The organism is Pseudomonas sp., assembly GCF_033723075.1.
GTDB lineage: Bacteria > Pseudomonadota > Gammaproteobacteria > Pseudomonadales > Pseudomonadaceae > Aquipseudomonas.
The window spans coordinates 173,245-196,505 of the sequence record NZ_JAWVXU010000006.1; the positions used below are offsets into that span (position 1 = coordinate 173,245).

Here is a 23,261-nt window from a genome sequence, read left to right on the forward strand (position 1 = left end):
TGGTTATGGGCTAGTTGTCGTAGCCGAGGTTGGGCGCCAGCCAGCGTTCGCTGACATTCAGGGCCTGGTTCTTGCGCGCCGTGTAGCTTTCCACCTGATCCTTGTCGATCTTGCCGACGGCGAAGTACTGCGCCTGCGGGTGGGCGAAGTACCAGCCGCTGACCGAGGCGGCGGGGAACATGGCGTAGTGATCGGTGAGGAACACGCCGCTGCGGCCGGCCTGGCCTTCCTTGGCGGCCGGATCGAGCAGGTCGAACAGGGTGCCTTTCTCGGTGTGATCCGGGCAGGCGGGGTAGCCGGGGGCGGGGCGGATGCCCTTGTAGGCTTCCTTGATCAGCTCGTCGTTGGAGAGCTGTTCGTCCGGCTCGTAGCCCCACCAGGTCTTGCGCACCTGCTGGTGCAGCCATTCGGCGCAGGCTTCGGCCAGGCGGTCGGCCAGGGCCTTGACCATGATCGAGTTGTAGTCGTCGCCGGCCTCCTGATAGGCCTTGGCCACTTCCTCGGCGCCGATGCCGGCGGTGGTGATAAAACCGCCGACATAATCGGTGATGCCGCTGTCCTTGGGGGCGACGAAGTCGGCCAGGGAGAAGTTCGGCTTGCCGTCGGGCTTGATCGTTTGCTGGCGCAGGTGGTGCAGTTTGGCCAGCGGTTGGCCGTCATCGCCGTAGAGTTCCAGGTCGTCGTCCTGCACCTGGTTGGCCGGCCAGAAGCCGAATACGGCGCGGGCGCGGATCAGCTTCTCGTCGATCAGCTTCTTCAGCATCGCCTGGGCGTCTTCGAACAGCGCAGTGGCGGCTTCACCGACCACTTCGTCACCGAGGATGCGCGGGTACTTGCCGGCCAGGTCCCAGGCGATAAAGAACGGTGTCCAGTCGATGTATTCGGCCAGGACGGACAGGTCGATGTCCTCCAGCACCTTGACCCCGGTAAAGCTCGGCACGCTGGGCTGATAAGTCGCCCAGTCGAATTGCGGTTTGTTCTCGATCGACTTGGCGTAGCTCAACCGTTCGGTGCGCGCGCTGCGGTTGGCGGTGCGTTCGCGCACCTGGATGTAATCGAGGCGGGTGCGCTCGACGAAATCGGCCTTCAGCTCCTTGGACAGCAACTGGGTGGCCACGCCGACCGCGCGCGAGGCGTCGGTGACGTAGATCACCGCGTCGTTCTGGTACTTGGGCTCGATCTTCACCGCGGTGTGGGCTTTGGAGGTGGTGGCACCGCCGATCATCAGCGGCAGGTTGAAGCCCTGGCGCTGCATCTCGCGGGCGACATGGACCATCTCGTCGAGCGACGGCGTGATCAGCCCGGACAGGCCGATGATGTCGCACTTCTCAGCGATTGCGGTCTGCAGGATCTTCTCCGCCGGCACCATCACGCCCAGGTCGACGATGTCGTAGCCGTTGCAGCCCAGGACCACGCCGACGATGTTCTTGCCGATGTCGTGCACGTCACCCTTGACCGTGGCCATGAGGATCTTGCCCTTGGCTTCCGGCTTGTCGCCTTTTTCCAGCTCGATAAAGGGAATCAGGTGGGCCACCGCCTGCTTCATCACCCGCGCGGATTTCACCACCTGGGGCAGGAACATCTTGCCCGAGCCGAACAGGTCGCCGACGATGTTCATGCCCGACATCAGCGGGCCTTCGATCACCTCGATCGGGCGGCTGAAGCCTTGCCGCGACTCCTCGGTGTCTTCGACGATGTGGGTGGTGATGCCCTTGACCAGCGCGTGCTCGAGGCGCTTGTTGACGGGCCAGGTGCGCCACTCCTCGGTCTCGACTTCCTTGACGCTGCCATCGCCCTTGTAGTTGTCGGCGATCGCCAGCAAGGCCTCGGTGCCGTTCGGCGTGCGGTTGAGCACCACGTCTTCCACCACATCGCGCAGCTGCTTGGGAATCTGGTCGTAGATTTCCAGCTGGCCGGCGTTGACGATGCCCATGGTCAGGCCGTTCTGGATCGCGTAGTAGAGGAACACCGAGTGAATCGCTTCGCGCACCGGGTTGTTGCCGCGGAACGAGAACGAGACGTTAGACACGCCGCCCGAGGTCAGGGCATGGGGCAGGTGGTCGCGGATGTAGGCGCAGGCCTCGATGAAGTCCACCGCGTAGTTGTTGTGTTCCTCGATGCCGGTGGCGATGGCGAAGATGTTCGGGTCGAAGATGATGTCTTCCGGCGGGAAGCCGACTTCATCGACCAGGATGTCGTAGCTGCGCTTGCAGATCTCGCGCTTGCGCGCGGCGGTGTCGGCCTGGCCGTCTTCGTCGAAGGCCATCACCACCACGGCCGCGCCGTAGCGCTTGCACAGTTTGGCGTGATGCTTGAACTGCTCGACGCCTTCCTTCATCGAGATCGAGTTGACGATGCCCTTGCCCTGGATGCATTTCAGGCCGGCTTCGATCACCTCCCACTTGGAGGAGTCGATCATGATCGGCACGCGGGAGATGTCCGGCTCGCCGGCGATCAGATTCAAGAAGGTGACCATCGCCTTCTGCGAATCGAGCATGCCCTCGTCCATGTTGATGTCGATCACCTGGGCGCCGGCTTCGACCTGCTGCAGGGCGACTTCCAGGGCTTCGGTGTAGTTGTCGTCGCGGATCAGTCGGGCGAACTTGGCGCTACCGGTGATATTGGTGCGCTCGCCGACGTTGATGAACAGCGAGTTGCGGTCGATGGTGAAGGGCTCCAGGCCCGACAGGCGGCAGGCCTTGGGGATCTCCGGAATGGCCCGCGGCGGATACTTGCTCACCGCCTCGGCAATCGCCTGGATATGCGCCGGGGTGGTGCCGCAGCAGCCGCCGACGATATTGAGGAAGCCGCTCTGGGCGAACTCCTCGATCACCGCCGCGGTTTCTGCCGGGGTTTCGTCGTATTCGCCGAAGGCATTCGGCAGGCCGGCGTTGGGGTGGGCGGAGACGAATGTTTCGGCCTTGTTTGCCAGCTCTTCCAGGTAGGGGCGCAAGTCCTTGGCGCCGAGGGCGCAGTTCAGGCCCACGGAAATCGGCTTGGCATGGCGCACCGAGTTCCAGAACGCTTCGGTGGTCTGCCCGGACAGGGTGCGGCCGGAGGCGTCGGTGATGGTGCCGGAGATCATGATCGGAAGCGTAACGCCATCGTCCTCGAACACCTGCTGCACGGCGAAGATCGCCGCCTTGGCGTTGAGGGTGTCGAAAATGGTCTCGATCAGGATCAGGTCCGCGCCGCCTTCGATCAGGCCGCGGGTCGCTTCGCTGTAGTTCTCCACCAGCTCGTCGAAGGTGACGTTGCGGTAGCCGGGGTTGTTGACGTCCGGCGACAGCGAGCAGGTGCGACTGGTCGGGCCGAGGACGCCGGCGACGAAACGCGGTTTGTCCGGTGTTTCCAGGGTCTTGGCATCGGCCACCCGACGCGCCAGGCGTGCGCCTTCGACGTTCAGTTCATAGACCAGCGCTTCCATGCCATAGTCGGCCTGGGATACCTGGGTGGAGTTGAAGGTGTTGGTTTCGAGAATGTCGGCGCCAGCATCCAGGTAGGCCTTCTCGATGGCGCCGATTACATCCGGACGGCTGAGGATCAGCAGGTCGTTATTGCCCTTCACATCGCTGGGCCAGTCGGCGAAGCGCGTACCGCGGTAGTCCTCTTCCTCCAGTTTGTAGCTCTGGATCATGGTGCCCATGCCGCCGTCGAGGATCAGGATGCGCTCCTTCAAGGCTTGCTGAAGGGCGTGGAGGCGGGCACTACGATCGGACAGGGACATGGGAGGATCTACCTGAGCAAAGCTGACACAATGGGATGCGCAATGATAACAAAGCTGCACGCTTTTGCAGTGCCTCGGTCTTTTGCATGAATTGCGCTCATGTTGCGCACTGAGCTATGTGCGCTGCGCGAGAGTCGAACTCACTAGTTTCAACGGCCTGCTAATTACGGTTACCCAAGGAATAGGTACATGCCTTATCGCGCAATGCTCGGCGCTTGCTTGTTGTTTGTCAGTGCGCTGGTGGCGGCAGAGCCGATTTCCTACAGTCGCGATATTCAACCGATTTTTACCCAGTATTGCGTGGCCTGCCATGCCTGCTACGACGCGCCTTGCCAGCTCAATCTGGGCAGCGCCGAGGGCGTCGAGCGGGGGGCGAACACGCTGCCGGTATACGACGGCAAGCGCCTCAAGGCGCAGAACACCACGCGGCTGTTTCTCGATGCGCATGGCAGCGCGGCCTGGCGGCGCAAGGATTTCTTTTCGGTGCTGGAACAGCAGGGCAGCCAGGCGGCGTTGCTGACCCGCATGATCGAGCTGGGCCACAGCAAAACGATCAAGGCCAATGCCAAGTTGCCGGCCGGGCTGGATATCGGCATCAGACGCGACAATCAGTGTCCGCGGCCAGATCAGTTCACTGACTTCGCCAAGGACAACCCACAGGCCGGCATGCCCTTCGCGGTTGCCGGTCTGAGCGAGGTGGATTATCAGACCCTGCAGCGCTGGCTGGAGCAGGGCGCGCCCGTCGATCGGCACGCACTCGAGGCGAGTAAGGCCGAGGCGGCGCAGGTCGAGGCCTGGGAGCGCTTTCTCAATGCGCCGGGTGCGCGTGAGAGCCTGGTCTCGCGCTGGCTGTACGAGCACCTGTTTCTCGCGCACCTGTATTTCAGTGGTGGCGAGTCCGGGCATTTTTTCCAGCTGCTGCGTTCGCGCACCCCAACTGGACAGCCGGTCGACCCTATTGCTACGCGTCGACCCAATGAAGATCCGGGTGGCACATTCTATTATCGTCTGACGCCGGTTCAGGGCGTGATCGTGCACAAGACTCACATGACCTATCCGCTCAGCGCGAACAAGCTGGCGCGCGTCAAACAGCTGTTCTTTGCCGATGATTGGCAGGTGGAGGCGCTGCCCGGCTATGGCGCCCAGCGCCGCGCCAATCCATTCGAGACCTTCGCGGCGATTCCGCCTCAGGCGCGCTACCAGTTCATGCTGGATAACGCCGAATACTTCGTGCGCACCTTTATCCGTGGCCCTGTATGCCGAGGCCAGATTGCCACTGACGTGATCCGTGACAACTTCTGGGTGGTGTTCCAGGACCCGCGGCACGATCTGTATATGGTCGATGCCAACTACCGCGCCGAGGCGACACCGCTGCTGGCCATGCCCGGTCAGTTCGACGATATCGGCAATCTGCTCAGTCTGTGGCGGACTTATCGCAACCGGCGCAATGAGTACGAGGCCTTGCGCATGCGCAGCTACGCCGCTGCCCCGGCACCCAGCTGGGCGCATATCTGGGCCGGCAACGACAATGCGCTGCTGAGTATCTTCCGCCAGCACGACAGCGCCTCGGTGCGCAAGGGCCTGATCGGCGAGATCCCGCAGACCCTCTGGTGGATGGACTATCCGCTGCTGGAGCGCGCCTATTACCAGTTGGTGGTCAACTTCGATGTGTTCGGCAACCTGTCGCATCAGGCGCAGACGCGCTTGTATTTCGATCTGATCCGTAACGGCGCCGAGCAGAACTTCCTGCGCTTGATGCCGGCTGACGCTCGCCAGACGATCCTCAATGACTGGTATCAGTACAGTGGCCAGCTGAAGCTGTGGCTGGACTACCAGCGCATCGATACCGAGACTCGGACTGCCCTGCAGTTGCCTGCAAAAGAGCCCAAGCGTGGCTTTGCCGAGGCGCTCTTGAGCCGCTATGGCAGCCTCAACGCGCGGCCCGACCCGATCAACCGCTGCAGTGGCGTGCACTGCCATCGCGCCGGGCTGCCGGCCGAGCTGCAAGCGGCCGAGCAGGCGCTGAGTCGCCTGACCGGCAAGCCGGCCGGCGGACTCAAGGTCATTCACCAGCTGCCGGAAGCGACCCTGTTGCGCGTCGAACTGGCCGATGGCAAGCGCGAGGTCTATAGCCTGCTGCGCAACCGCGCGCACAGCAACGTGGCCTTCATGTATGGCGAGGAGCTGCGTTATCAGCCGGCGCTGGATACCCTGAGCGTGTACCCGGGGGTGCTGACCAGTTACCCGAACTTCATGTTCAGCCTCGCGGCGCAGGAGGTTCCGGAGTTCGTGCGCAGCCTGGAATCGGCGCGTGATGCCCGGGCCTTCGACAAGCTGGTCGAGCGCTGGGGCATTCGTCGCAGCCATCCCGAGTTCTGGCGCTATTTCCATGACCTGTCGGCGTATATCCGCGAAACCGAACCGGTCGAGGCCGGCGTGCTGGATATGAACCGCTATGAGAATCTGTAAAAGCTGGCGGTCTGGGTACTGAGAGCTTGTGAAATGACGCTCGTCTACTGCGGCCGCACCTTCTGAGGCGAGTGGGCAGGCGCAGAGTGAAAGGCTACCTCGGTAGCGCAGGAGCACCGCCGGTCCATGCCGCTATAAACCGCTTGTGCTTGCGTCAGGCAGCCAGGTGCCGACGGCCTGATAGGGTGCGGGCTGACCTGGCGTGCTCAGCCAGGCGACCAGGGCCTGGCGCTCACCGCGCGGGTCGGCTGGCAGGCGCGCTTGCCAGCGGTGGGGCGCACTGGCATCGATTTGCTGCAGGGTCAGCACCACGAAGTCGTGTTCGAGGGTACGCCCGGCATTCTCACCGCGGGTCACGGCACTGCGCAGCCCAAAGCCGAGTCGCGCGACATGGGCGACCAGCCCCGCAGGTGCCGGCTGACTCTCGCTGAAGGACAGGCGCAGCCTGTCGCCGTCCAGGTGCAGGGTCAGCGTCCCGACGGGCGCGCTGCTCGGCAGCTTCAGTGCTTCGCCGCGGAACCAGCCACGCCACTCTCGCCCGGCCAGGATGAAGCCGGGGGTATACACCGCACGGCTGGCACCGCTGCGCGCGTAAGCCCGCTGACGTGCGCTGTAACCCGGATTGGCAAAGGGATCGGGCCAGCCCAGCCGGTCCCAGTAGTCGACATGGAAGGCAAGCGGAATAAAGCCGCGCCAGAGCTGCGGATGCTCGCTGAGCGCGGACAGCCAGCGTTCGGCGGGCGGGCACGAACTGCAGCCTTGCGAGGTGAACAGTTCCAGCACCGGGGTGGCCATTTCCCCGCTGCGGATAGTCAGACCTCGCTCGGCCTGGGCGAGCGGACTTGCGATCAGCAACGCGGCGCATAGGGCTGGCAGTAGGCGCTTCATATCAGGCGGTTCCGGCGATGGCTATGCAGTGTGGACTCGCAGGTGCGCCTCTTGTTACATCTGTCTTTCTCCGAGTTAAACGCTCGGGCTTTATCGGAGGCCGGAGGTTGGCGTACACTGCGTTCATGTTTGCGAGGAGTTGCCATGAGCACCATTATCATTACCGACGCTGCCCACGATTATCTGGCTGACCTGCTGAGCAAGCAGAACACCACGGGCATCGGCATCCGTGTCTTCATCACCCAGCCGGGCAGCCAGTACGCCGAAACCTGCATCGCCTACTGCAAGCCGGGCGAGGAGAAGCCGGATGACACCGCAATTGCCCTGGCCAGCTTCACTGCCTGGATCGATGCGGTCAGCGAACCCTTCCTGGAAGATGCCGTGGTCGACTACGCGACCGACCGCATGGGCGGCCAGCTGACCATCAAGGCGCCGAATGCCAAGGTGCCGATGGTCAATGAAGACAGCCCGCTCAACGAGCGCATCAGCTATTACCTGCAAACCGAGATCAATCCGGGGCTGGCCAGCCACGGCGGTGAAGTGAGCCTGATCGATGTGGTCGAAGACGGCATCGCGGTATTGAAGTTTGGCGGTGGCTGCCAGGGCTGCGGCCAAGTCGACCTGACCCTCAAGGAAGGCATCGAGAAAACCCTGCTTGAGCGCATCCCGGAACTCAAGGGTGTGCGCGACGTGACCGACCACAGCAACAAGGAAAACGCCTACTACTGAGGCGTCTGTTCAGTCAGTTCTGCAAAAGGTGGCCCAATGGCCACCTTTTTTGTTTGTATCTTTACCATTGACTGGTGTTTTGCCGTAAAACTGCTGTCTACCGCTAAGATGAAGCACCGGCAAACTTGCCTATCGATACTGGATACAGCTGATCTGCCGGGATCCCGGCCGGCAGACAACAATAAAAAGTGATGCGCATGACCGCCAGTACACTGCTTATTTGTGACGACTCCAGCATGGCGCGCAAGCAATTGCTGCGTGCGCTGCCTGCCGACTGGCCGGTCGCCATCGAGCAGGCAGCCAACGGCATCGAGGCCATGGCGATTCTGCGGCGGGGGCAGACCGATGTGATGCTGCTCGACCTGACCATGCCCGAGATGGATGGCTATCAGGTGCTGACTGCCCTGCAGGCCGAAGGTCTGTCCTGCAAGGTCATAGTGGTGTCTGGCGATGTTCAGGAGCAGGCATTGCAGCGGGTCATGGCGCTTGGGGCGCTGGCCTTCGTGCAGAAACCGGCCGATCCGGACCTGCTGCGACAAAACCTCGAGCGCCTGGGGTTGCTCGCTGGTAGCGCGAGAGAGTTGAGCTTGCGCGCGGTCGACGATGAGTCCGCCATCAACTTTTTCGACGCCTTCCGTGAGGTGGTCAACGTCGCCATGGGCCGTGCGGCGGCCTTGCTGGCCAGGCTGCTGGGCGTGTTCGTGCAATTACCGGTGCCTAATGTCAGCCTGTTCGAGGTCGGCGAATTGCACATGGCCCTGGCCGATGCCCAGCGTGGTGACGGGCTTACCGCCGTATGCCAGGGGTTTATCGGCAGTGGCATCGCCGGTGAGGCGCTGCTGATCTTCCACGACTCGGAAGTGGGCGACATGGCCCGGTTGATGAGTGGTTTTTCCTCCGACTATTCCGACATCGAAATGCTCCTGGATTTGTCCACCCTCTTGATTGGCGCCTGCCTGAACGGCATTGCCGGCCAGATCGATGTGCAGTTTTCCCAGAGCCATCCCATAGTGCTGGGCGAGCATGCCTCCATCGAGGAGCTGATCAGGCTCAACCGGCCGCGCTGGAAAACCACCCTGGCGGTGGAAATCAGCTACAGCATCGAAGGTCACCATATCCATTTCGACCTGCTTCTGCTGTTCACTGAAGACTCGGTGCCGTTGCTCTCCAACAAGCTTGCTTACCTGATGAACTGATATGAACGAAAACCCGGATCTCAACGAGTTCCACTGGCTACTGGCCGTGGTGCAGAGCATCGATGTCGGCGTCGTGGTGCTGGATCGCGAATACCGCATACAGGTCTGGAATACCTTCATGGAGAACCGCTCGGGCCTGCAGCCCCATGAAGTTCACCAGCAGTCATTGTTCAGCCTGTTTCCCGAAATCGAGGAGAACTGGTTCCGCCACAAGGTCGAAGGGGTAGTGACGCTGGGCACGCCGGCTTTCACCATCTGGGAACAGCGTCCCTACCTGGTGAAGTTCAAGAACTACCAGCCGATCACCGGGCAGGAAGAGTTCATGTTTCAGAACACTACCATTCTGCCGCTACAGGCCACCAATACCAGTATCGAGCATGTCTGCCTGATCATTTACGACGTGACCAGTGTGGCGACTAACAAGCAGCAATTGCAGGCGGCGAACCTGCAGTTGCAACAACTATCGCGTACCGATCGCTTGACCGGCCTGAACAACCGCGGCTATTGGGAAGAGTGCCTGCAGCACGAATATGCCCGGCACCGGCGCTATCAGAGCAAGGCCGCGCTGGTGATGTTCGATATCGATCATTTCAAGAAGGTCAACGACACCTATGGTCACCCGGCCGGGGACAAGGTGATTCAGGCCGTCGCCGAGGTGATGCGCGAGCAGGTGCGCGATACCGATTATGCCGGGCGCTATGGCGGCGAGGAGTTCGTGGTCCTGCTGCCGGATGTCGACAGCGCCGGTGCCATGCTGTTTGCCGAACGCCTGCGTCGGCGCATCGAATCCCTGCAGGTCACCTATGAGGGGCAGGGTATTCCGTTCACCATCAGCCTGGGGGTGGCGGATCTGAGCGACCCAACTGAGGGATATCAACAGTTGATCGAGCGGGCTGACCAGGCCCTTTATGCATCCAAGGAGGGTGGTCGCAACCAGGTCAAGGTTTACCGCAGCAACCAGATAGCGCTGCCGCCGCAGGCCTGAAGAAAACGCCCAGCGCTGCTGCCTTTATCGGTATTTGTGGGGCGGCCGCTATGGCTGGCGATGTTGTACAGCCGTGCCAGCAGAACCAGCACCAAGGCGCCGAGCGGCAGGCTGATCGACAACAGGTCGCCGGCATTGGCGACGGCGACAATCGCCAGGACCATGGCGACGCGATAAACGATGGTAGAGCGCGTGGCATTCCGCAGCGCACTGGTGCTTGATTGGCCCGGCGCCACCTCAGCAGGCTGAACATCCGTGTTCAATGCGCCGCTGGAACCGTTCAGAGGCCCAGTTCCGAAAGGCCCGGGTGGTCATCGGGGCGACGGCCCAGGGGCCAGTGGAACTTGCGTTCGGATTCCTTGATCGGCATGTCGTTGATGCAGGCAAAGCGGTTGGCCATCAGCCCGTTATCATCGAATTCCCAGTTCTCGTTACCGTAGGAACGAAACCAGTTCCCCGAGTCGTCATGCCACTCGTAGGCGTAACGCACGGCGATGCGGTTGTCGGTGAACGCCCACAGTTCCTTGATCAAGCGGTAGTCGAGTTCCTTGGCCCATTTTCGGGTGAGGAAACCCTTGGCTTCTTGCCGATTGAAGGCGAACTCGGCACGGTTGCGCCATTTGGTATCCAGGGTATAGGCCAGCGATACCCGCTCCGGGTCGCGGCTGTTCCAGCCGTCCTCGGCCAGGCGGACCTTCTCGATGGCGCTTTCCCGTGTGAAAGGCGGCAGGGGTGGGCGAACGGAGGTTTCAGTAGTCACGGTGTTTCTCCTTGGTGAGTCGGGTCGGGTCGCTTCGAATTTTGCTGCCGGACGGACTGGTCGTCTGACCAGTTCACCGCCACAGTTCGGGCAACTACCGTGCAGGCGCTGATCGGCACAGTCGCGGCAGAAGGTGCACTCGAACGAACAGATCAGCGCCTCAGACGAGTCCACGGGCAGATCGCGGTTGCAGTATTCACAGTTGGGGCGCAGTTGCAGCATGCTTGGCTCCTGCTTTGGTTAAGTCTCAGGCGAAGCGCTCGACGTATTCCTGTGGACTCACACCCAGGTGTTTGTGGAAGGTGCGGCGCAGGTTTTCCGGGTGGCCGAAGCCGGTCAGGCGCGCCACCGTGCTGATCGACGCTTGCGCGTCCTGCAGCAGATTGCGCGCGGCTTCCAGACGAATGCATTCGACGTAACGCCCCGGTCCCATGCCCAGTTCCTGGACGAACACCCGCGATAGCGTGCGTGGCGTCATGTGTGCCTGAGCGGCCAGCACCTCCAGCGACAGGTCGCCATCCAGGTGCACAGGGATCCACTCGAGCAGGGCAGCCAGACGTGGCACGCGGCTTGGCTCGGGAGTGAGCAGGGAACTGAACTGGGCTTGCCCGCCCGGGCGGCGCAGGAACATCACCAGCCGTCGCGCCACCGCCAACGCGGTGACACGTCCGAGGTCGGCTTCGATCAGGGCCAGGGCCAGGTCGATGCCCGCCGTGACACCCGCCGAGGTAAAGATATGACCATTGCCGTGCAGGTCCTGCGGGTCATAGGTGTGCAGGCAGTCCGCGAGTACCTCGACGCCTGGATAATCCTGGCGAAGGTTGTCCGCATCGGCCCAATGGGTAGTCGCACGGCGGCCATCGAGCAGGCCGGCGGCGGCGAGGATCAGTGCGCCGGAACAGACCGAGCCCAGGCGGCGCACCTGTGGTTCGGCGGCACGCAGCCAGGCCAACAGTTCCTGATTCTGGCATTGGGCCTGTTCGCCCAGGCCACCAGGAATCAGCAGGGTGTCGATCTGTGCGACGTCGACCTCGTGCCAGCTCTGCTCGGCAACCAGGTGGAACCCGGCCGAAGTGGCGACAGCGCCGACCTGCTGGCCGAGCACGACAAGACGATAGAAGGCCGGCAAGCCCTGACGTTGGCGCTCGACATTGGCCGAGGCGAATACCTGCAACGGGCCGGTCACATCCAGGCTCATCACATTCGGGTAGAGCAGGCAGGCAATGGTTTTCAGCGCATCCATGGGGGCGTCTCGATGAGCAATGGATGCAGTCTGCGCTCAGCGAAAGGATGGCAACAAGGACAATAAGCCCACAGATATTGCCAGTTCGACCTGTTCCAGATCAGATCAGGGGAGGGCACCGCTACCCTGGGTTCACAGTGCCCTTAGCGGCCTGAGGATTACTCCGGCATGCTCCAGGGAGCCAGGTCGTAACCCTGCTGGCTCAATTCGGCGCGCGACTTGTTCAGCACGTTAGCCAGCTGTATCGGGTCGCTGTAGATGCTGCTCGACAACTGGGTGCGACCCAGTAGGCGGGTGCTGGTACGGTCGATGACCGTCAGGCTGAGTTCGCCGGTACCGTCTTGCGGTGCCCAAGCGACGCACTGGAAAGGTTGAAAGGCGCGATCGGCGATCAGCAGTGCTTCGTTAAAACGCAGCGGGGCGTTCATGGGGGCGGTTTCTCCGAGTAATCCCAAAAGTCATAGGGGCCAGCGGCGCGTGGTGCTACGTCGGCCAGTCATACATGTTGATGACAGCAGTCGACCGTAAAGTCACATTTGCAAGTGAATAATGTGCGGCCTGTCATACGCGCTTTCCCTGAGCTGTTTTGCATGGTTGTGCCGAGAAAATCTTTGAACCTTCGATAATACCGTCAAGCACGGCGCTGTCAGGTGCCTCCACGCGTTGCCAGACGTCGTTCTAGGCCATGAAAGCACTGCCGTTTGTCGGCTTCAGCGATCAAAAAATGAACATAATCGGGTTTTTCTGCTCATAAAATAGCCAGACGAGAGCGAGAGCTTTGCCCTCGTTTTCAGCAATCCAGGAGCTTTTCTCAACATGAGCGAATCATGTGTGGGGGGGAGTTTTACCTTTGAAAGAGGAAATCGGATGATGAGATGTTCATTCGCCAGGCTGTTATGCATTTGATGTTTCGCATATGAAACCGAAAACTGCACTGGAGTATTTCTTCACTGCAAACGTAAAAACTAAATGAATCATATGACGCAGATAGTCTGATTCACCTGAATAAAAAAAGAGGCACCCATGGATTTTACAATTATCACTTCGTTTTTTGATCAAAAAACGACCATGGAATTTATGCGTTTAGGGATTGTTTATGCGCACCTGATCGCCTGTTGCGTTGCAATTGGCATGGTATTAACCAGCGACGTCGCAATGATTAAAGAATTATTTAAAGGCAAGCAGAGCCACCTGCAAAACGCTCAACATATGGAAAGTTTGCAGAAAACTGTCTCCGGTGCGCTGGTGATACTCTGGATAACCGGTCTCGCGATTATCTGGGTCGATATTGGTGACAACGGCTTGTCTTATCTGCTCAACCCGAAGTTGCAGGCTAAAATCACCATCGTCATGTTATTGACCTTTAATGGCATGCTGCTGCACAGCCTGGTGCTTCCTGCGCTGCAGAAGGCTGGGTCACTGCTCAAACTAGAGTTCAACATGCGCATGTTCGCACTCTTTGCAGGCGCGCTCTCTGGCGTCTCCTGGTTCTATGCCGCCATGTTGGGGGTCGGTCGTCCGCTGTCCTGGAAATACTCGCTGACCGAAATTCTGGCCGCTTATCCCCTGTTGATCACCGCCGGCTTCATGGTCATGGCACTGCTGACACAGTGGGCGAAAAACCGTGAACAAGGCGAGGGGACTCCTGCTAACGCCTATGCACTGAGGAATCCGGCTCTGGCAGCTTGGTAATAGCTTTAAATCGCATCGGTAATCTGACCGTTAATCGCGCTCCATCCTAGCGCGGCGCAATCGAGGCGCCCCCGAATCCCGACAGTAATTCTGCGACTGTCACGGATTCGGGGGCGTCTTTATTTGGATCGAATCAAGGCGCGGTGGTCGCGCAGGCCGATAGTAGTTGTTCCAGGTAACTCGCTATATAACGCTGAAAGTGCCTATCGTCCCAATACTCCAGGTGGCTTAACGGTGTATGTCGCTGATACCAGCGCCCGACCGGCATGGCGCGGTCTTCCGCGACGACATCTGCATAGCTCGGTAGGGGACGTAGTGGGTAGCCCAAGAGGTCAGCTGGCGCGTAAAGGTTGAGCCAGCGAGCTTGCTCGCGAACCGGATCGTTCAGGCAATGGCCGGGAAAGCGTATCGGCACCACCGGGTCGTAGGCGAAAGTGAACAGAGGGATATTGCAGCCGAAGGTAACCAACCCGGCCAGGGTTTCCAGGGCGAGGAATGGGTCTTGTGGGCAACTGGCGGTCTTGTTGATGCGCTGCTGGTCCCAGACGAAGTTGGAGAAGATATGCCCGCCCAGCGAATGCGCCAGCACCACCAGCGGTGTGTCTGCATCGACCTTGGCGCGCAGGGCATTGAGACCATTGCGCAGGCACTGGTGGACTTCTTCGTAGGTGGTGTCGTAAGCCTGGCTGACCTTGCGGTAGCCACTGGCATCGCCGAGGAACAGCGTGACCAGACGGCGCATCCAGCGCCAGCGAATCGGCTGGTCGTGCAGACGCTCGAGATAGGCCAGCTGACGCTTGTCCAGCACGCTGGCCCAGTACAGACTTTGGAAGGCCACGTCAGCGGTTCGCACGCCCAGGCGTCGGCGCAGACCAGCGATCAGGCCTTGGGCGAAGGCATGCTGGCCCTCGTCATTGCGGCTGTCGGGTTGGGTTCCGATGCCGTGGATGATCGCGACCGCAAGTTTCATGAACGTCCTTCCGTGGTTGAGCGCGAGTTAACCTAACCGTCCGCGATTGCCGATGCAATCGATCGATGAGTCAAAGTGCCAGCATGCGCTCGGCCAAGCGGCCGCTGTCCGCCAGTTCGAGGAACTCGTCACCCAGTCGCTGGCTTTCGTCCATGGCCTTGCGCCAATAGCGTTCGCGGCCGGCGTCATCATCCAGATAACGCTTGAAGTCCTTGCGATCCGGCAGTTTGCCGTGGGGTAAACGGGCCAGGTAGTCACGCGAGGGGGCCAGCAGCAGTACATCCTGCAAGCGTCCGGCATTGCCACGGCGCCAGGGCATGCCTTTGTCGAACCAGCCGGGGATGACTCTGTCGGTGAAGTGCGGATAGAGCACTATATCGTTGCCGCTGTAGGGCAGGTCGAGGTGGTAATCGAGCAGGCCGCCGTCCCGGTAGGTTCCCGGACCTGCGCTGGGGATGTCACGCACGCCTTGCATGATCATCGGGATCGACCCGGAGGCGAGCAGGGCATGGCGCAGGTTGCTGCTGTCCAGCGCCAGGTAGCACGAAGGAAAGTCATTCAACTCAGCCAGCGGCGGGGCCAGGCGTGCGTCGTGCAGGATCAAGCGCTCGAAGTGCCGGGCCAGTCGCGATCGCCCGAGCAGGTTGCTGCCGATCACCGAGGACAGACCCAGGCCCAGCACGCCGCGGTGATCATGTTGGAGCAGGCCATGGCTCTTCACCACGACGATATTCAAGCGGTAGTGCGGGTTGCTCAGCACTTGGGCGTCCTGGCCGGCCAATAGGTCGTCGAGCATCTGCCGGCAACTGCGTGAGACTTCGGCCATGCTCACACCCTTGGCAAAGCGCTGCGCGCTGTAGAGTTCGCCCAGGCGGCGAATACCGGCGACAGCATCCGGCAAACAGGCACTGGCGAAACGCCAGGAGCCAATCGAAGCACCGATCAGCGAGCGCTCACGTGGCGCCCGCGGCAACCAGTCGCCAAACAAGACCAGATCCAGGCCCTGGATACCGAGGGCTTTGGGGCCACCGGCAGCCCCGGGCAGAATGCCCACGTCGGCGGGTTGCAAGCCGCGCTCGCGGATGCGTGTCAAGGCCCGTGAGCCGGCCTTGATCGTCAGGGCCGGATACTTGATTCGAATCGCACTCATGTTCGCCTCCATCACGCAAGATCGCGATTATAGAGCCCCGGATGGGCAGGCCAAGCCACTTGATCCGCTGAATGATGCTGGTACGGTTTGTCGCGGAGTTGGCTGAATTCAGCTTGAGTTAAGTCCTGCACCGTAACCTGACTCCTGCTGCTGCCACCCTATGGAGACTGACCATGAAAGCCTTGCTAGCACTAGTTGCCGCTGCTGCCCTGAGCGTCGCTGCCGGTATCGCCCAGGCGCGTGACCTGGGCCCGGATGAGGCGCTGAAACTGCGGGATGCGGGCACCGTCCAATCGTTCGAAAAACTCAATGCTGCTGCCCTGGCCCAGCATCCCGGTGGCAAGATCGAAGAAACCGAACTGGAGGAAGAATACGGCCGCTATATTTACCAGCTCGAAGTGCGTGACGCGCAAGGCGTGCAATGGGACATCGAACTGGACGCCAGCAACGGCCAGATTCTCAAGAATCAGCAGGACGATTGATGCAGACCGCTCTGCGCAATAGTGCGCTGTGCGGCCTGCTTCTGCTCGCACTGAACGGCGGTGCCAGCGCCCGCGACCTGGACCAGGATGAAGCCTTGCGCATGCGCCAGGCCGGGCACATTCTGCCCCTCGAGCAACTGTTGGATTCGGCCTTGCAACATTACCCCGGCGCCACCTTGCTCGAGGCCGAACTGGAAGAGGAAGACGACATCCTGGTCTATGAAGTCGAGTTACTGACGCCGCAAGGCGTGGTTCGCGAATTGGAGCTGGACGCTCGTGATGGGCGCATCCTGAAGGACGAGGTGGACGACTGAATGCGCCTGTTGTTAGTGGAAGACCATGTGCCCCTGGCCGACGAATTGCTCGCCGGCCTGAGCCGCCATGGCTATGCGGTGGATTGGCTGGCCGATGGCCGCGATGCGCTGTATCAGGGGGCCAGCGAGCCTTACGACCTGATCATTCTCGACCTCGGCTTGCCCGGCACGCCCGGTTTGCAAGTGCTGGAGCACTGGCGTGCGGGTGGCCTGGCAACCCCGGTGTTGATCCTCACCGCACGCGGTTCCTGGGCTGAGCGCATCGAGGGCCTGAAAGCCGGTGCCGACGATTACCTGAGCAAACCGTTTCACCCGGAAGAACTGCAGCTGCGGATTCAGGCGTTACTGCGGCGTGCGCACGGCCTGGCCAATCAGGCGCAATTGCAGGCGGCCGGTTTGCTACTGGACGAAAGCCGTCAGTGCGTCAGGCGCAATGGCGAGGAAATAGACCTGACCTCCGTGGAGTTTCGCCTGCTGCGTTATTTCATGCTGCATGCCGGGCAGATCCTCTCGAAAAGCCACCTGGCCGAGCACCTCTATGACGGTGAGACAGAGCGCGACTCGAATGTCATCGAGGTGCACGTCAATCACCTGCGGCGCAAGATCGGCCGGGAAACCATCGAAACCCGGCGCGGTCAGGGTTATCGGTTCAGTGGAGATGCTGTTTGAAATCGATCCAGCGGCGCTTGAGCCTGGGCTTGATCGGCATATTGCTGGTGATTGGCCTGCTCCTGGTGCAGACCAGCCTATGGCTGTTCGATCTCGGCCTGCGCAGTTACCTGCAAGCCGATTTGCGCGATGAAGCCGAGTCGCTACTGGTTGCCATGGTGCGTGGCCCGCAGGGCATCCAATTGAATGAACAACGCCTCAGCGCGGCTTTCCAGCGGCCATTCTCCGGGCATTATTTCCGCATCGACTTTGCCGACAAGAGCTGGCGCTCGCGCTCGCTGTGGGACAGCGAGATGCAGCCGGCATTGCAGCCTGGGCTGCAGGATGAGCTGGGCGACGGTCCGCAGGGCCAGTTGCTGCTGACCTACCGCGGCGACTATCAGCGCTTCGGCCAGCAGCTGGCGGTCCAGGTGGCCCAGGACTACACGCCGGTGCTGCAGAGCTTTCGCCGTGTACGGCAAATGGGCCTGGGCCTGGGGGTAGCCGCCTTGCTGCTGATCCTGCTGTTGCAGCGCCTGACCGTCAGCCGCGCATTGCGCCCACTGGAACAGGTACGCCAGCAGATCGCCCAACTGCAACAGGGGCAGCGTAGCGAGCTGGACAGCAGCGTGCCCCGCGAGCTGGAGCCATTGGTGGCGCAGATCAACCATCTGCTGGCGCACACCGAAGACACCCTCAAGCGTTCGCGCAATGCCCTGGGCAACCTTGGCCACGCGCTGAAAACGCCACTGGCGGTGCTGGTCAGTCTGGCCGGACGTGACGAGTTGCAAGCCTATCCCGAAGTGCGCGCCAGCCTGCTCGAGAGCCTGCAGCAGATCGAACAGCGCCTGACGCGCGAGCTGGGCCGTGCGCGTCTGGCCGGGGAGGCTTTACCTGGTGCGCACTTCGTCTGTGCCGAGGAGCTGCCAGGGTTGTTCGCCACCCTGGCAATGATCCACAACCGCGGCTTGCGCCTGGATTGGCAGACGGCAGCCGGCTTGCGTCTGCCCTGGGATCGCGAGGATATGCTCGAGCTGCTCGGCAACCTGCTGGATAATGCCTGCAAATGGGCGGCGAGTCAGGTGTGCTTGAGCATCGAGTGCACGGCCGACGGTTACCTGCTCAAGGTGGATGACGACGGCCCAGGTATCGAAGCCGAGCAGCGTGCTGAAGTCCTCAACCGCGGTACTCGCATGGATGAGCAGGTTGCCGGGCACGGTCTGGGCCTGGGCATCGTACGCGACATCGTCGATGCCTGGGGTGGGCAGCTGGAGCTGATGGACAGCCGATTGGGCGGTTTGTGCGTGCATATCCAGTTGCCGCAACCGTCGCTGCGCAAGGCCTGACGAATGCGCCACGACTGAACGTTGTCCTCTCGTGCATAAGCGTTATGCCGGGCGTTGAATACGACCTGCTTGGCGCCTCGTAGCGGCGGCCTTGCCTGCATTTTCAACAAATTGGTCGTCGTTAAAAACTGACCTTGGCTGCATCAGACAGGGCAACGTCTTCGCGTTTCATCCTGCTCATCAGCACTTGCCAGTGAGGCAGTAACTCGGTGTTGCCGGCTACCTGCAAGCTGCTCTGCTCGAAGCGGTACAAGTGAGTGGGGCCAAAGGCGAACTGCATTTGCAGGTCTAGGCGCTCGATGATCGGCAGGATCTGCATGTTCAGATTGTCCAGCAGCAGCGGCGCCGCTCCATCATCGGACCAGAAGCCCAACACCATATGAGCCTGCTTGGTAGAGGCCAGGGTCGTGTAGACGAGGCGCAGGCTTTGCTCGGAGATACCCAGCAGGCGCAGGGTGAAGTACTTGGCCAGGGCGAAGTCTTCACAGTCGCCGGCACCCAACTCGAGGGTTTCCAGCGGCGAGGCCCAGTAGTCGGGTTGCCCCCACAGATCCTGATCTTCGCCATAGCGAATTTGCTCATTGAAGAACGCGTTGACTGCCTTCAGCTTCTCGGTATCGCTCAGATGCATCGACAGGGCGACCAGTGACTGCCAGTCCTGAAACCGCTGCGCCAGCTGTTCATTGCGATGATCTTTCGGTGGTTGCGGCATCGCCTTGGCCGTTCCCATGATCAGTCCGCCACCAAGCAGGAGGCCGGCCAGAATCTGCCGCCGGCGACCGATAAAAACCAATAAGAGGTAGCGCAGTCCGAGCAATCGATTTTCCTATATTCATGTCACAACAAGACCTGCCGGATGATTTTGACAGGCATTTTCACCATAAAGCTGGAGCTTATCCGCGAGCAAGATCCGTTTATCGGCTAGTGATTGCAGCCGACCGGTTGCCTTGTAACAGAACGACTCGGCAGTAATCTGAACAAGGGGGGAAGTGCTTCATTTGGAGGATTAGACTATGACATTGATACTGCATACAACGGCACTGGCCGTATTGATGGCGTGGACAGTGACCTCGGTACAGGCCAACGAAACCGGGCTGTTGCTGGCAGAAAGTGGCAGCGACCGATTGATGGACTATCGCCTGCAGCAAGAGGCTCTTCTGAGCAACAACCGCAGCCAGGACTCCGGCCAACGTTTTGCGCGGATGCTCGAGGAGCAGCCCACTGCTGCAGGTACCGTGCTCGAGCAAAAGGAGCAAAAGGAGCAAAAGGAGCAAAAGGAGCAACAAGTCGGTGCTTCGGAAACCCGTTTTAAGTCGCCTATTCTGAGGGATAGGGCACTTTATGGCAGCCCTCATTGATCGATATCGTTGTTACTCGAAATAGTGGTGGGCCCGGCAGAATCGGGATGAGCCACCCCTTTGGCACAGGGAGGTGCCTCTAGATCGACTAGCCAGCAGCGCCTGGCATCCAGTCCGATTTTTCTGCGCCAGCACGTGCAAGCAGTTGCAGCGCTGGGCTTCCTGCATGACCACTTCGGTCACATGCCGTTGGCAAACGCCGGGTTGCTCATGTCGATGCTTTCACGCACGGGCTGCAGAGCCTTGGCGTATTTGCCCAGAATATCCAGGTCATAGTCGATGCGGCCGCGCAGACGCTGGTCGTCTTCGCTGGCGGGCTCGGGGCTGTTGAGGACTTTTTCGACCTGGCGCACGATCAGGTGCTAGGGGACGTAGCAGAGACGACAGTTCTTGTAGCTGGAGGCGCGCAGTTCGCTGATCGGGTAGGCACCACCGACGCCGGATGAAACGCCGACCAGCAGGCCCGGTTTGTGCGCCAGCTCGGCTTTGCTGGCGTAGATGAAGAAGTTCTTGATCGCCGGGCAGGCCATGCCGTTCCACTCGGGGGCGACGATCACGACGGCATCGGCGTTTTTCAGCTGTTGGCTGTAGAGGTTCCAGGGGCCGGCGTCCTCGGCAGGCCACAGCGGCAGTGGCGCCAGCCCCAGGTCGATCACGCAGCTCAGTTGGTCGGTGGTCTGTTCGAGTTGAATCAGGCGCTGACGCAGGAAGCGGGCGACTTTGCCCGACTGGCTGTTGTTGCGGCCGGAGCCGGCAACCAAGGCGATGTTCAGCATGGTGATATCCCATAGAAATTGATCGCCCAGGCTAGCGGTCGCCGGCCTGGGCGGCAAGTCATGAGGCACCAGCCGTTCAGACGCGGAACTGATCCATCAGGCTCTGCTGCTGGTTGGCCAGGCGGTTGAGGTTCTGGCTGACCTGGGCCGACTCGTCGGCTTGCCCGGCCATGGTCTCGGTGACGTCGCGAATCGAGGCGACGTTGCGGTTGATTTCTTCGGCTACCGAGCTTTGTTCCTCGGCAGCGCTGGCGATTTGCAGGTTCATGTCGGTGATCACGCTCACCGCCTGGCTGATCCGCTGCAGTACGGCCACCGCTTGCTCGACCTGTTCGACACTGCCCTGGGCCTGGCGGTGGCTGCTGTGCATGGTACTGACCACCTCGCGGGTGCCCTTTTGCAGGCCTTCGATGACCTGGCGGATTTCCTCGACCGAATCCTGGGTGCGTTTGGCCAGGTTGCGCACTTCATCGGCGACAACTGCGAAGCCCCGTCCGGCCTCGCCGGCACGGGCCGCTTCGATGGCGGCGTTGAGTGCCAACAGATTGGTCTGCTCGGCAATCGAGCGGATTACTTCGAGCACCGAGCCGATCTGTTCGCTGCTGTTGGCCAGGCCTTCGACTTCCTGCATGGCCACATTCATTTCGTTGGCCAGCAACTCGATGGTCGCGGTGGTCTTGCCGATCACCCCCAGGCCTTCACTGCTGGCCTGGTCGGCGCTGCGCGCGGCATCGGCGGCTTGCGCGGCGTTGTGCGCAACGTCATGGGCAGTGGCGCTCATTTCCTGGAAGGCGGTGGCCACCTGGTCGACCTCGCGGAACTGTTGCTGCATGCCGGCACTGGTCTGGCCGGCAATGGCGGCGGACTGGTCGGCGGTGCCGCGGGCGTCCTGCACGCTGCGTTTGACCTCGGCGATGATCGGCTGCAGCTTGTCGAGGAAACGGTTGAACCAACCGGCCAGTTCGCCCAGTTCGTCCTGTCCGGGGTAGTCGAGGCGACGGGTCAGATCACCTTCGCCGCTGGCGATGTCTTTGAGCATGGCGGCGACACCCAGGATCGGCCGGGTCACCCCGCGGGCGGTCAGCCACATCAGCAGCAGGCCGAGGAGCATGGCCAGCAGGCCGATGGTCAGCGCCACTGCGCTGTCGCCGGTGCGTCGCTGGTCCAGTTGCCGCTCCAGTTGCAGAGCCGGTGCGAGCAGTTCCTGCTCGGGCACTTCGAGCACTACGCTCCAGGGGTTGGCCTCGGGAATCGGCTTGAACGGCTGCAGCACGCGGAGCATCCCGCCGTGCTGCAGTTGGGCGACTTGGCCGCTGCTGATCAAGGGCCGCAACTCGCCGGCATGCTCGCTGTAAGCCTTCTCGACCGCACTGCTGAGCAGGCTGGCATCGCGGCTGTGGCCGGCCAGCAATGCCGCCGGGCTGAAGATGCTGACGTGGCCGGCACCATCATAGAGTTCGCGATTGGCTTGCACGCTCAGCTGTTGCAGGCTGTCCAGGCTGATATCGAGACCGACCACGCCGATCACCTTGCCGTCCAGTTCGAGCGGGAAGGCGATGCTGGTCATCAGCACCTGCTGGCCGCCGACCTCGTCGTAATAGGGCTCCAGCACACAGGTCGTGCCGCTGTCGCGTGGGCAGGTGTACCAGGCGTTGTAAGGGTCGCCACTGGGGCCGGTCTTGGTGTCGTTGAGCATCTCCTCGCTCATCGTTTCAGATTCCAGTTGCCCCGGCTTGGGTTGCGACCAGTACAGCGAGAAGCGCCCCTGGTCGTTGCTGCCGAGTTCGGTTTGTTCGGCGAACAGTTCGTCCTTGCCATCCAGCCCATTGGGCTCGAACACCAGGTACAGACCGAGCAGCGAGGGGTTGGCTTCCAGGCTGCTGCGCACTTGCCGGGTGAGGTCTTCGCGCAGGTCGAAGGCATCGAGAAAACGCTTCTCGGCCTGCTCGCGGAGAAACAGGATTTGCCGGGACAAGCCTTTGCCGTATTGGTAGGTGTCCATGAAATAGCGCTGGATGCGGATCGCCTGTAACTCGCCACGGGCCTGCAAGCGCAACTTGGCACTGTCGGCCAGCATGCTGCTGCTGGCAGTGCGCACCAGTTCGGCGCTGCGGGTGGCTTGATAGAGCGAGGCACCGACCAGCAGCGTCACGATCGCGAACAGGCACAGGCCGGCAAGCAGGGTGATTTTCCACTGGATCGAAAGACGGCTGAACGGCATGGAACGCTCCTGACTTGGTTGTTCTACTGGTCGGCTATCGGCGCGGGTGCGGTTTTCTTGAACGAACCAGTGGCGTCGCGGCGAGATGACTGTGGTTTGTTGGGGCTGTGGGTTGGTGGTCGGGCGGGATTATGCACGGCCCGGTCAATATTCCGCACGCTGTATTTTTGACAGCCCGCAAGGCTTACGGCAGAGTACGCGACTTTTTTCAGGGTGCAGGCGGTTGCCGGTCAGTCTGCTGTTTGGCGGCTGGCGTCGCCGATCAGGGGGCGGTGGCCAGGCATCGTCGACGTGGCCAGGCAGCATC

General features: G+C 61.3%; 20 protein-coding genes and 3 pseudogenes. 10 read left to right on the plus strand and 13 right to left on the minus strand.

Features of this window, described 5'->3' with window-relative positions; genetic code table 11:
• Positions 1 to 10 precede the first annotated feature (10 nt).
• A complete protein-coding gene (gene metH, locus R3355_RS09610) occupies positions 11 to 3,727 on the minus strand; it encodes a methionine synthase (protein WP_318960989.1) in 3,717 nt (1,238 codons plus the stop codon).
• A 189-nt stretch (positions 3,728 to 3,916) separates the two neighbouring features.
• Between metH and R3355_RS09615 the strand changes: the two genes are divergently transcribed.
• Positions 3,917 to 6,196 carry a fatty acid cis/trans isomerase gene (locus tag R3355_RS09615; RefSeq protein ID WP_318960990.1) on the plus strand — a complete coding sequence of 760 codons (2,280 nt, stop codon included), beginning with the start codon at positions 3,917 to 3,919 and terminating at the stop codon, positions 6,194 to 6,196.
• A 132-nt stretch (positions 6,197 to 6,328) separates the two neighbouring features.
• Here the strand turns inward: R3355_RS09615 and R3355_RS09620 are convergent, their stop codons facing one another.
• Positions 6,329 to 7,084 (minus strand): DUF1223 domain-containing protein, encoded by a 756-nt coding sequence (locus R3355_RS09620; RefSeq protein ID WP_318960991.1) that lies wholly within the window; start codon positions 7,082 to 7,084, stop codon positions 6,329 to 6,331.
• A 144-nt stretch (positions 7,085 to 7,228) separates the two neighbouring features.
• Here R3355_RS09620 and nfuA point away from each other — a divergent pair, with 144 nt between their 5' ends.
• The 3 genes from nfuA to R3355_RS09635 all read left to right on the plus strand — a co-directional run bounded on the left by nfuA (position 7,229) and on the right by R3355_RS09635 (position 9,994).
• Positions 7,229 to 7,813, plus strand: coding sequence for a Fe-S biogenesis protein NfuA (nfuA, locus tag R3355_RS09625; protein ID WP_318960992.1), 585 nt, complete (start codon positions 7,229 to 7,231; stop codon positions 7,811 to 7,813).
• A gap of 197 nt (positions 7,814 to 8,010) precedes the next feature.
• Positions 8,011 to 9,009 carry a response regulator gene (locus tag R3355_RS09630; protein ID WP_318960993.1) on the plus strand — a complete coding sequence of 333 codons (999 nt, stop codon included), beginning with the start codon at positions 8,011 to 8,013 and terminating at the stop codon, positions 9,007 to 9,009.
• Position 9,010: 1 nt separating this feature from the next.
• Complete coding sequence (locus R3355_RS09635; protein WP_318960994.1) at positions 9,011 to 9,994, plus strand: sensor domain-containing diguanylate cyclase; 984 nt, start codon at positions 9,011 to 9,013, stop codon at positions 9,992 to 9,994.
• On the opposite strand, the gene R3355_RS09640 is transcribed toward R3355_RS09635, so the two are convergent.
• The 5 genes and pseudogenes from R3355_RS09640 to R3355_RS09660 form a co-directional block, all read right to left on the minus strand.
• Positions 9,955 to 10,158: a hypothetical protein gene (locus R3355_RS09640; RefSeq protein ID WP_318960995.1), complete on the minus strand. Its 204-nt coding sequence runs from the start codon at positions 10,156 to 10,158 to the stop codon at positions 9,955 to 9,957. The two genes, R3355_RS09635 and R3355_RS09640, sit on opposite strands and share 40 nt — an antisense overlap.
• 116 nt (positions 10,159 to 10,274) lie before the next feature.
• The gene (locus R3355_RS09645) at positions 10,275 to 10,754 is read right to left on the minus strand and encodes a nuclear transport factor 2 family protein (protein WP_318961069.1); all 480 of its coding nucleotides are present in this window, start codon (positions 10,752 to 10,754) and stop codon (positions 10,275 to 10,277) included.
• Positions 10,755 to 10,760: 6 nt separating this feature from the next.
• Positions 10,761 to 10,976 (minus strand): annotated as a pseudogene (locus tag R3355_RS09650) (DUF1272 domain-containing protein); the annotation flags it as partial.
• A 25-nt stretch (positions 10,977 to 11,001) separates the two neighbouring features.
• The gene (locus tag R3355_RS09655; protein ID WP_318960996.1) at positions 11,002 to 11,997 is read right to left on the minus strand and encodes a GlxA family transcriptional regulator; all 996 of its coding nucleotides are present in this window, start codon (positions 11,995 to 11,997) and stop codon (positions 11,002 to 11,004) included.
• A gap of 158 nt (positions 11,998 to 12,155) precedes the next feature.
• Positions 12,156 to 12,425 (minus strand): hypothetical protein, encoded by a 270-nt coding sequence (locus R3355_RS09660; RefSeq protein WP_318951165.1) that lies wholly within the window; start codon positions 12,423 to 12,425, stop codon positions 12,156 to 12,158.
• Positions 12,426 to 13,020: 595 nt separating this feature from the next.
• Between R3355_RS09660 and R3355_RS09665 the strand changes: the two genes are divergently transcribed.
• Entirely contained in the window at positions 13,021 to 13,689 is a 669-nt protein-coding gene (locus tag R3355_RS09665; RefSeq protein ID WP_318960997.1) for a hypothetical protein, read from the plus strand.
• Positions 13,690 to 13,822: 133 nt separating this feature from the next.
• On the opposite strand, the gene R3355_RS09670 is transcribed toward R3355_RS09665, so the two are convergent.
• Together R3355_RS09670 and R3355_RS09675 are read right to left on the minus strand one after the other, a co-directional pair.
• A complete protein-coding gene (locus R3355_RS09670) occupies positions 13,823 to 14,659 on the minus strand; it encodes a hypothetical protein (protein WP_318960998.1) in 837 nt (278 codons plus the stop codon).
• Positions 14,660 to 14,729: 70 nt separating this feature from the next.
• Positions 14,730 to 15,809 carry a patatin-like phospholipase family protein gene (locus tag R3355_RS09675; RefSeq protein WP_318960999.1) on the minus strand — a complete coding sequence of 360 codons (1,080 nt, stop codon included), beginning with the start codon at positions 15,807 to 15,809 and terminating at the stop codon, positions 14,730 to 14,732.
• 173 nt (positions 15,810 to 15,982) lie between these two features.
• Here R3355_RS09675 and R3355_RS09680 point away from each other — a divergent pair, with 173 nt between their 5' ends.
• From R3355_RS09680 to R3355_RS09695, 4 genes are read left to right on the plus strand one after another with little or no spacing between them, the layout of a single operon-like run.
• On the plus strand, positions 15,983 to 16,291 hold the full coding sequence (locus tag R3355_RS09680) for a PepSY domain-containing protein (protein WP_318961000.1): 309 nt from the start codon (positions 15,983 to 15,985) through the stop codon (positions 16,289 to 16,291).
• Positions 16,291 to 16,605: a PepSY domain-containing protein gene (locus tag R3355_RS09685; protein ID WP_318961001.1), complete on the plus strand. Its 315-nt coding sequence runs from the start codon at positions 16,291 to 16,293 to the stop codon at positions 16,603 to 16,605. The genes R3355_RS09680 and R3355_RS09685 overlap by 1 nt, the downstream gene beginning before the upstream one ends.
• Positions 16,606 to 17,274 (plus strand): response regulator transcription factor, encoded by a 669-nt coding sequence (locus tag R3355_RS09690; RefSeq protein WP_318961002.1) that lies wholly within the window; start codon positions 16,606 to 16,608, stop codon positions 17,272 to 17,274.
• Positions 17,271 to 18,599: a sensor histidine kinase gene (locus tag R3355_RS09695; protein ID WP_318961003.1), complete on the plus strand. Its 1,329-nt coding sequence runs from the start codon at positions 17,271 to 17,273 to the stop codon at positions 18,597 to 18,599. Before R3355_RS09690 ends, R3355_RS09695 begins: the two co-directional genes overlap by 4 nt.
• Before the next feature lie 121 nt (positions 18,600 to 18,720).
• Here R3355_RS09695 and R3355_RS09700 read toward each other — a convergent pair whose 3' ends face one another.
• On the minus strand, positions 18,721 to 19,416 hold the full coding sequence (locus tag R3355_RS09700; RefSeq protein WP_318961004.1) for a transglutaminase-like cysteine peptidase: 696 nt from the start codon (positions 19,414 to 19,416) through the stop codon (positions 18,721 to 18,723).
• A 196-nt stretch (positions 19,417 to 19,612) separates the two neighbouring features.
• On the opposite strand from R3355_RS09700, the gene R3355_RS09705 reads away from it, so the two are divergent.
• On the plus strand, positions 19,613 to 19,957 hold the full coding sequence (locus tag R3355_RS09705) for a hypothetical protein (RefSeq protein ID WP_318961005.1): 345 nt from the start codon (positions 19,613 to 19,615) through the stop codon (positions 19,955 to 19,957).
• Positions 19,958 to 20,136: 179 nt separating this feature from the next.
• Here R3355_RS09705 and R3355_RS09710 read toward each other — a convergent pair.
• The 3 genes and pseudogenes from R3355_RS09710 to R3355_RS24330 all read right to left on the minus strand — a co-directional run.
• Positions 20,137 to 20,733, minus strand: a pseudogene (locus R3355_RS09710) (NADPH-dependent FMN reductase).
• A 76-nt stretch (positions 20,734 to 20,809) separates the two neighbouring features.
• The gene (locus tag R3355_RS24325) at positions 20,810 to 21,565 is read right to left on the minus strand and encodes a methyl-accepting chemotaxis protein (RefSeq protein WP_413243497.1); all 756 of its coding nucleotides are present in this window, start codon (positions 21,563 to 21,565) and stop codon (positions 20,810 to 20,812) included.
• Positions 21,566 to 21,667: 102 nt separating this feature from the next.
• Positions 21,668 to 22,954: pseudogene (locus R3355_RS24330) on the minus strand (HAMP domain-containing protein); the annotation flags it as partial.
• Positions 22,955 to 23,261: the final 307 nt, after the last annotated feature.

What these genes read in the sequence shown, in the direction of transcription:
- metH (WP_318960989.1), bottom strand. Translation starts at nt 3,727, where the DNA reads ATGTCCCTGTCCGATCGTAGTGCCCGCCTCCACGCCCTTCAGCAAGCC.
- R3355_RS09615 (WP_318960990.1), top strand. Translation starts at nt 3,917, where the DNA reads ATGCCTTATCGCGCAATGCTCGGCGCTTGCTTGTTGTTTGTCAGTGCG.
- R3355_RS09620 (WP_318960991.1), bottom strand. Translation starts at nt 7,084, where the DNA reads ATGAAGCGCCTACTGCCAGCCCTATGCGCCGCGTTGCTGATCGCAAGT.
- nfuA (WP_318960992.1), top strand. Translation starts at nt 7,229, where the DNA reads ATGAGCACCATTATCATTACCGACGCTGCCCACGATTATCTGGCTGAC.
- R3355_RS09630 (WP_318960993.1), top strand. Translation starts at nt 8,011, where the DNA reads ATGACCGCCAGTACACTGCTTATTTGTGACGACTCCAGCATGGCGCGC.
- R3355_RS09635 (WP_318960994.1), top strand. Translation starts at nt 9,011, where the DNA reads ATGAACGAAAACCCGGATCTCAACGAGTTCCACTGGCTACTGGCCGTG.
- R3355_RS09640 (WP_318960995.1), bottom strand. Translation starts at nt 10,158, where the DNA reads ATGGTCCTGGCGATTGTCGCCGTCGCCAATGCCGGCGACCTGTTGTCG.
- R3355_RS09655 (WP_318960996.1), bottom strand. Translation starts at nt 11,997, where the DNA reads ATGGATGCGCTGAAAACCATTGCCTGCCTGCTCTACCCGAATGTGATG.
- R3355_RS09660 (WP_318951165.1), bottom strand. Translation starts at nt 12,425, where the DNA reads ATGAACGCCCCGCTGCGTTTTAACGAAGCACTGCTGATCGCCGATCGC.
- R3355_RS09665 (WP_318960997.1), top strand. Translation starts at nt 13,021, where the DNA reads ATGGATTTTACAATTATCACTTCGTTTTTTGATCAAAAAACGACCATG.
- R3355_RS09670 (WP_318960998.1), bottom strand. Translation starts at nt 14,659, where the DNA reads ATGAAACTTGCGGTCGCGATCATCCACGGCATCGGAACCCAACCCGAC.
- R3355_RS09675 (WP_318960999.1), bottom strand. Translation starts at nt 15,809, where the DNA reads ATGAGTGCGATTCGAATCAAGTATCCGGCCCTGACGATCAAGGCCGGC.
- R3355_RS09680 (WP_318961000.1), top strand. Translation starts at nt 15,983, where the DNA reads ATGAAAGCCTTGCTAGCACTAGTTGCCGCTGCTGCCCTGAGCGTCGCT.
- R3355_RS09685 (WP_318961001.1), top strand. Translation starts at nt 16,291, where the DNA reads ATGCAGACCGCTCTGCGCAATAGTGCGCTGTGCGGCCTGCTTCTGCTC.
- R3355_RS09690 (WP_318961002.1), top strand. Translation starts at nt 16,606, where the DNA reads ATGCGCCTGTTGTTAGTGGAAGACCATGTGCCCCTGGCCGACGAATTG.
- R3355_RS09705 (WP_318961005.1), top strand. Translation starts at nt 19,613, where the DNA reads ATGACATTGATACTGCATACAACGGCACTGGCCGTATTGATGGCGTGG.
- R3355_RS24325 (WP_413243497.1), bottom strand. Translation starts at nt 21,565, where the DNA reads ATGCAGCAACAGTTCCGCGAGGTCGACCAGGTGGCCACCGCCTTCCAG.